The sequence below is a fragment of the Bradyrhizobium sp. UNPF46 genome (assembly GCF_006658625.1).
Taxonomy (GTDB): domain Bacteria; phylum Pseudomonadota; class Alphaproteobacteria; order Rhizobiales; family Xanthobacteraceae; genus Bradyrhizobium; species Bradyrhizobium nitroreducens.
Map to the genome: position 1 here is coordinate 63,545 of NZ_LFJB01000056.1, position 6,868 is coordinate 70,412.

Below are 6,868 nucleotides of genomic sequence, written 5' to 3' on the forward strand. Positions count from 1 at the left end.
CGCCGTCAGGCGACCAGCTCGGCGAACAGATCCGCATCGACATTGCCGCCGGAGAGCACGATGACGACGTTCTTGCCGGCGACATCGAGGCGGCCCGCGAGCAGCGCGGCGAGCCCGACCGCGCCGCCCGGCTCGACCACGAGCTTCAGCTCGCGATAGGCAAAGGCGACGGCGGCGCCGACTTCCTTGTCCGAGGCCGTGACGCCGCGCGCCAGCAGCTTGCTGTTGATCGCAAAGGTCATCTCGCCGGGGATCAGAGCCATCAGCGCATCGCAGATGGTGCGGCCCGCAGGCCCATGCGGCTCGCGATGGCCCGCGGTCAGCGAAAGGCCGTGATCGTCGAAAGCTTCGGGCTCGGCCACCACGATTTCGGCCAGCGGATAGCGCGCTTTGACGGCCGTCGCGACGCCCGCGATCAGGCCGCCGCCGGAAGCCGGCGCCACCACGATGTCGGGGCTGAGGCCAAGGCCCGCCATGTCCTCCGCGATCTCGCGCCCGGCGGTGCCCTGCCCTGCGATCACGAACGGATCGTCATAGGGCCTCACCAGCGTCGCGCCGCGCTTCTCGGCGATGCCTCGCGAGATGGCCTCGCGATCGTCCTTGTCGCGATCATAGAGCACGACCTCGGCGCCGTAGGATTTGGTGCGCTCGCGCTTGGACAGCGGCGCATCCGCGGGCATCACGATGGTCGCCTGCATGTCGAGGATCTTTGCCGCCGCCGCCACGCCTTGCGCATGGTTGCCGGAGGAAAACGCGACCACGCCGCCGGCGCGCTTGTCCTGCGGGATCGAGAACACCTTGTTGAAGGCGCCGCGGAACTTGAAGGAGCCGGTACGCTGGAGCATCTCCGGCTTCAGAAACACCTTCGCACCGACGCGCTCGTTGAGCACGGGAAACGACAGCAGCGGGGTGCGGATGGCGTAGGGCGCGATCACGCGCGCTGCGGCGTCGATATCGGCGGGGCCGATCGGGAGGAGCTGTTCGGTCATGGCTGATGTTATCGCGGCCGATGAGGCCCGGGCAAGGCATCTCCGCGCGAGGATTGTCGCCCAAGGCGTTTTCAAGCGAAATCGACGCCGGTTCGCGTGAAGAAAACGCGTCAAAATAAGAATCTGGAGCTATTTCGATCCATCGGATCGAGATAGCTCTAGGCCACGAAGCGGGGCTGTTCCGCGCCGTTTCGACCCGGCAGCACCGCGCCGACCGCCAAAATGCTGTCGATGAAGACCCGCGCCGAGGCCTCCCAAGTGTAGTTGGCGGCGAATTCGACGCAATCCTGCCGGGAGACGCCGAGCGCCGTGAAGCAGGCATTGCGCAGATCGTGATCGAGCGCGCCGACCGGGGCATCGCCGATCACGTCGCGCGGACCCTTCACCGGGAAGGCCGCCACCGGCAGGCCGCTGGCGAGTGCTTCCAATAGAACGAGGCCAAAAGTGTCGGTCTTGCTCGGGAAGACGAAGACGTCAGCGGCCGCGTAGATGTCCGCCAGTTCCTCACCGTGCTTTTCGCCCAGGAAGATCGCGTCGGGATAGGCCTCTTCCAGCGCGGCGCGTGCCGGGCCGTCGCCGACGATCACCTTGGTGCCGGGCAGGTCGAGGTCGAGGAAGGCCTCGAGGTTCTTCTCCACCGCGACGCGGCCGACCGACAGGAACACCGGTGCCGGCAGGCAGAGATCGACGGCGCGCGGATGGAACAGGCCGGTATCGACGCCACGGGGCCACAGCAGCACATTGTCAAAGCCGCGCTCGGTCAGCTCGCGCGCGAGCGCCTGCGTTGCCGCCATCACGGCACGGCTGGGCGCATGGAATCTGCGCAGCGCCCGCCAGATCAGCGAGCCCGGCACCGGCACGCGAGCGCGGACATATTCCGGGAAGCGGGTGTGGAAGCTGGTCGTGAACGGCAGCTTGCGCTGGCGGCAATAGCGGCGGACCATCAGGCCGATCGGCCCTTCGGTCGCGATGTGGATACTGTCGGGCCGCGCCTCCTCGATCAGCTTCGCGATCCGGGCCGGGCGGGGCATCGCCAGGCGCACGTCGCGATAGCTCGGCATTGCGAAGGTGCGGAACGATTGCGGCGTGAGGAACGTGAACACAACGCCGAGCCCTTCGGCAGCCTCTGCAAGCTTGGTCAGCGTCCGAACCACACCGTTGACTTGCGGGTGCCAGGCGTCGGTCGCGACCAGGATGCGCATCAGGCGGCCTCTGTTATGCAGCTCTGGCTGCAACCTGCGGGACGGCTGCCGGCTTCTGCAGATGATCCGCCCAGGTGATGATCTCGAAATGACCGTCGTCGTGCTCGACGAGCGCCGTGCAGCTCTCGACCCAGTCGCCGCAATTCATGTAGCGGATGCCGCCCTCGTCGCGGATCACGGCGTAGTGGATGTGGCCGCAGATCACGCCGTCGGCGTCGTGACGGCGCGCCTCGGCGGCCAGCGCCTGCTCGAACGCGCCGATATAGTTGACGGCGTTCTTGACCTTCTGCTTGGCCCATTGCGACAGCGACCAATAGGGCACCTTGAACATACGTCGGAAGAAGTTGACGAAGCGGTTCATCTGGATCGCGAAGTCGTAGGCCTTGTCGCCGAGATGGGCGAGCCAGCGCGCGTTCTGCACCACGAGATCGAAGATGTCGCCGTGGATGACGAGATAGCGCTTGCCGTCCGCGCCGGTGTGGACGGTGTTTTCGACGACGTCGATGCCGCCGAAATGCGTGCCGTAATAGTTGCGCAGGAACTCGTCGTGATTGCCGGGGATGTAGATGACCTTGGCGCCCTTGCGCGCCTTGCGCAAGAGCTTCTGCACGAGGTCGTTGTGGGATTGCGGCCAGTGCCAGCTCGATTTCAGGGCCCAGCCATCGACGATGTCGCCGACCAGATAGATCGTGTCGGCGTCGTGGTAGCGCAGGAAGTCGAGCAGAAGATCGGCTTGAGAACCGCGGGCTCCGAGATGAACGTCGGAGATGAACAACGTGCGAAAGCGCCGTTCCGGGCTCTCGTCACTCACATCGTAACTTCCCATGCGCGCCAGCCTGTAACAATGTCCCGTGACAGGGGGATGACCGATTGAACTTTTGAGGCACCTTCAGATACGAATCAAACTTCGCCTCGCCCTCCCCGCGAATATCAGCCGCATGCGACAATCAGGCGACATGGTGCCGCGGGAGCGCCGGGCCCCTGTTCGTTTCCGAGGCAATCTGCCCGCGGCACATCCTTCGAGACGCCCGCCGTTGGCGGGCCCTCAGGATGAGGCCGAGTGTGCGGCCCTAGTTTCAACGGGCACAGTGCTGCTTAGCCTCATCCTGAGGAGACCGCGTAGCGGTCGTCTCGAAGGACGAGGCGCGCGTTCAGGGGCAAGCCCGCGTCAGTAGAATTTGTGGAAATGGTGGATCGGCCCGTGGCCGTGACCGACGCTGAAGCGGTCGGCGGCGCCGATCGCCGCGCTGATCCAGGCCTTGGCCTTGCGCACGGCGGTTTCGAGATCCTCGCCCTTGGCGAGGCCCGCGGCCACCGCCGAGGAGAGCGAGCAGCCGGTGCCATGGGTGTTGCGCGTGGCGACGCGAGGCGCGGTGAGCGCGAGCGTGCTGTCGGCATCGACGAGATAGTCGGTGCTCTCGGCGCCCTCGCCGTGCCCGCCCTTGATCAGGACCGCCCGGCAGCCCAGCGCCAGCAGGCGCCGTCCCCGGCTCTCGATCTCCGCCTCGCTTGCCGCGACGTTCTCGTCGAGCAGCGCCGCGGCCTCCGGCAAGTTCGGTGTGATCACCGAGGCCAGCGGCATCAACCTGGTGCGCAGGGCGTCGACGGCCTCGGATGCCAGCAGGCGGTCGCCGGAGGTTGCGACCATGACGGGGTCGAGCACGATGTGCCGCGGGTTCCAGCGCGTCAGCGCCGCCGCAATCGCATCGATGCTGGCGACCTGGGCCACCATGCCGATCTTCACGGCCCCGACGTCGAGATCGGAGAACACCGCATCGATCTGCGCGGTGACGAAATCCGCCGGCACGGCGTGGATGCCGGTGACGCCACGCGTGTTCTGCGCGGTCAAGGCCGTGATGGCGGACGCGCCATAGACGCCGAGCGCGGCAAAGGTCTTCAGGTCGGCCTGGATGCCGGCGCCGCCGCTCGAGTCGGAACCGGCGATGGTGAGTGCGACCGGGGTCGTCATCGACGGGCACATTTGCTGGATTGGGACGCCATGGCCCGTCCTAGCGCGACCGTGAAACTCCAGCAAGCGCTGCCGAGCCGCGACGGGCCGTGATTCGCGACACCCGCGTGTTCCCGCGGGTCGGGCGGGCAGAGCACGGCCTCCGTACCCCAAGGGTGCGGGCATGAAAATGCAACCACGCCGAACCCTTGGTATAATCGCGAACCTGCTTCGCCGATGCGCGAGACGTCAGTGGTGGAACTGTCCGGCGACACCGACGTCGCGGGCCGCCCCGGCCCGCAAGCTGCCTGACATGGAATCCTGGGGTGGAATGATGTGGGCCTTCTTTGAACGTCTCCTCGACTCGTCCATGCTCTCTCCGCACGGCATCTGCCTGTTGTGGGAGCCCGAACTGATCTGGCTTCACGTCGTATCCGACGCCTGCATCGCCGCCGCCTATTTCTCGATCCCGTTTGCGCTCGCGATCCTCGTCACCAAGCGGCGCGATCTCAAATTCGGCTGGGTCTATTGGGCCTTCGCGATCTTCATCATGGCGTGCGGCCTCACCCATGTGCTGTCCATCTACACGCTCTGGGTGCCGGTCTACGGCATCGAGGGCATCGTCAAGGCGGCGACCGCGGTGGCGTCCGTAATGACGGCGGGCGCGCTCTGGCCGCTGTTGCCGAAGATCCTGACGATCCCCTCGCCGTTCGAGCTGCGGCAGGTCCAGGCCGCGCTCGAGGAAGAGGAGATCAAGAGCCGGGACGCCACGCTGCTGCTCCAGCAGGTCAGCGACGCGCAGCGTGCGATGCGCGACAGCATGGCGCGCCTCACGGCCATCGTCGAGACCGCGGTCGACGGCGTCATCCTGTTCGACGCGCAGGACCGCATCCTGCTGTTCAATCCGGCCTGCGCGCGCCTGTTCGGCTACTCGGCCGACGAGGTGATGGGCCGGAACGTCCGGATGCTGATGCCCGAGGCGAGCGCCGCGCCAGACGGTCAGGGGAGGCAATTCGCGACCGCCGGCGAGGCCACCGGCCTGCGCAAGGACGGATCGACCTTTCCGATGGAGCTGTCGGTCGGCCAGGCGCGGCAGGACGGCGAATTGATCTTCGTCGGCATCGTCCACGACCTGACCGCGCGCAAGCTGACCGAGCAGCAGCTTCAGCAGGCGCAGAAGATGGAGACGGTCGGCCAGCTCTCCGGCGGCATCGCTCACGACTTCAACAACCTGCTCACCGTCATCATCGGCAATGCCGAGCATCTGAGCGAGCAGCTGAAGGCGAGGCCCGACCTGCGGCGCTTTGCCGACGACATCGCCCAATCGGGAGAACGAGGCGCCGAGCTGACGCAGCGCCTGCTCGCATTCAGTCGCCGTCAATTGCTGCAGCCGCAGACGATCGATTGCCGGAGCCTGCTCGAATCCATGTTCAAGCTGCTCAAGCGCACCTTGCGCGAGGACATCGAGATCAAGACGAGCTCCGGGCTCGGCACCATCCAGGCCTTCGCCGACCGCGCCCAGCTCGAATCCGCCGTGCTGAACCTTGCGCTCAACGCCCAGGATGCCATGCCGGCCGGAGGTCACCTGACCCTGAGCACGGAATTGACCACGCTCGATGAGGACTATCGCGTCCTTCATCCCGAAGTCGCAGCCGGAGCCTACGCGTTGATCTCGATCACCGATGACGGCGAAGGCATGACGCCGGAGGTCGCCCGGCGCGCCTTCGAGCCGTTCTTCACCACCAAGGAGGTCGGCAAGGGCTCCGGGCTCGGCCTCAGCATGGTCTATGGCTTCGCCAAGCAATCGAACGGCCACGTCACGATCTACAGCGAGGCAGGGCTCGGCACGACGGTCCGGCTCTACCTGCCGCGCGCGGATGCCGGGTCATCACAGGGCGAGCTTTCCGATAGCGAGGACGCGGCGCCGCGCGGATACGAGACGATCCTGATCGCCGAGGACGACCCGTTCGTTCGCTCCTCCGCCATCCGCAGGGTGGAAGCCCTGGGATATCGCGTCGTTGCCGCGGTCAACGGCAAGGAGGCCCTGCAGCAGCTGCGCACCGACCCCAGCATCGACATGCTGTTCACCGACATCGTGATGCCCGGCGGCATGAGCGGCTGGGACCTCGCCGACCAGGCGCGGCGGATTCGCCCCTCCCTGCCGGTCCTGTTCACCTCGGGCTACGCGCTGGAGACCCTGGTCGAGCAGGGCCAGGCGCATGCGCAGGCGATCGTTCTGACCAAGCCCTATCGCAAGATCGAGCTCGCCCAGCGGCTCAGAGAGGCGTTCGCGGCCACGACCGTGGCGTCTTGAAACCCGGCAAGTGTGCTTGCTAAATCCTGCCGGTTTTGGCCTATTGGCCGCCAGATATGCTCTTGGAGTGCCCGCGATGGTTCCTTTTTTCGTCCAGATCAAATGCAAGCTCGGCCAGTCCTACACGGTCGCCAATGCGCTTGCCGAAGCCGAGATCGCGTCCGAGATCTACTCCACGGCCGGCCAATACGACCTCCTCGTGAAGTTCTACGTCGACAAGGACACCGACATCGGCCATTTCGTCAACGAGAAGGTGCAGGTACTGCCGGGCATCCAGGACACCCTCACCATCATCACCTTCAAGGCGTTTGGCGCGAGCTGAGCTCTTGGGCTAGAGCATTTTCGGTTCTGATTGAATCAGAACCGAAGCTCTAGATTCTTGTTTTGACGCGTTTTCTTCACGCGAACCGGTGTC

6 protein-coding genes are annotated in these 6,868 nt (G+C 65.8%); 2 read left to right on the plus strand and 4 right to left on the minus strand.

The window, feature by feature from the left end:
* Positions 1–5 precede the first annotated feature (5 nt).
* The 4 genes from UNPF46_RS22495 to thiD form a co-directional block, all read right to left on the minus strand.
* Positions 6–989, minus strand: coding sequence for a threonine/serine dehydratase family protein (locus tag UNPF46_RS22495; RefSeq protein ID WP_100178764.1), 984 nt, complete (start codon positions 987–989; stop codon positions 6–8).
* 158 nt (positions 990–1,147) lie between these two features.
* Entirely contained in the window at positions 1,148–2,191 is a 1,044-nt protein-coding gene (locus tag UNPF46_RS22500; RefSeq protein ID WP_142251469.1) for a glycosyltransferase family 4 protein, read from the minus strand.
* A 13-nt stretch (positions 2,192–2,204) separates the two neighbouring features.
* Entirely contained in the window at positions 2,205–3,017 is an 813-nt protein-coding gene (locus tag UNPF46_RS22505) for a UDP-2,3-diacylglucosamine diphosphatase (protein WP_100178762.1), read from the minus strand.
* 342 nt (positions 3,018–3,359) lie between these two features.
* The gene (gene thiD, locus UNPF46_RS22510) at positions 3,360–4,160 is read right to left on the minus strand and encodes a bifunctional hydroxymethylpyrimidine kinase/phosphomethylpyrimidine kinase (protein ID WP_142251470.1); all 801 of its coding nucleotides are present in this window, start codon (positions 4,158–4,160) and stop codon (positions 3,360–3,362) included.
* A 349-nt stretch (positions 4,161–4,509) separates the two neighbouring features.
* Between thiD and UNPF46_RS22515 the strand changes: the two genes are divergently transcribed.
* Positions 4,510–6,453 (plus strand): PAS domain S-box protein, encoded by a 1,944-nt coding sequence (locus UNPF46_RS22515; protein WP_502705497.1) that lies wholly within the window; start codon positions 4,510–4,512, stop codon positions 6,451–6,453.
* A gap of 76 nt (positions 6,454–6,529) precedes the next feature.
* A complete protein-coding gene (locus UNPF46_RS22520; RefSeq protein WP_018317369.1) occupies positions 6,530–6,775 on the plus strand; it encodes an Lrp/AsnC ligand binding domain-containing protein in 246 nt (81 codons plus the stop codon).
* Positions 6,776–6,868: the final 93 nt, after the last annotated feature.

What these genes read in the sequence shown, in the direction of transcription:
- UNPF46_RS22495 (WP_100178764.1), bottom strand. Translation starts at nt 989, where the DNA reads ATGACCGAACAGCTCCTCCCGATCGGCCCCGCCGATATCGACGCCGCA.
- UNPF46_RS22500 (WP_142251469.1), bottom strand. Translation starts at nt 2,191, where the DNA reads ATGCGCATCCTGGTCGCGACCGACGCCTGGCACCCGCAAGTCAACGGT.
- UNPF46_RS22505 (WP_100178762.1), bottom strand. Translation starts at nt 3,017, where the DNA reads ATGGGAAGTTACGATGTGAGTGACGAGAGCCCGGAACGGCGCTTTCGC.
- thiD (WP_142251470.1), bottom strand. Translation starts at nt 4,160, where the DNA reads ATGACGACCCCGGTCGCACTCACCATCGCCGGTTCCGACTCGAGCGGC.
- UNPF46_RS22515 (WP_502705497.1), top strand. Translation starts at nt 4,510, where the DNA reads ATGCTCTCTCCGCACGGCATCTGCCTGTTGTGGGAGCCCGAACTGATC.
- UNPF46_RS22520 (WP_018317369.1), top strand. Translation starts at nt 6,530, where the DNA reads ATGGTTCCTTTTTTCGTCCAGATCAAATGCAAGCTCGGCCAGTCCTAC.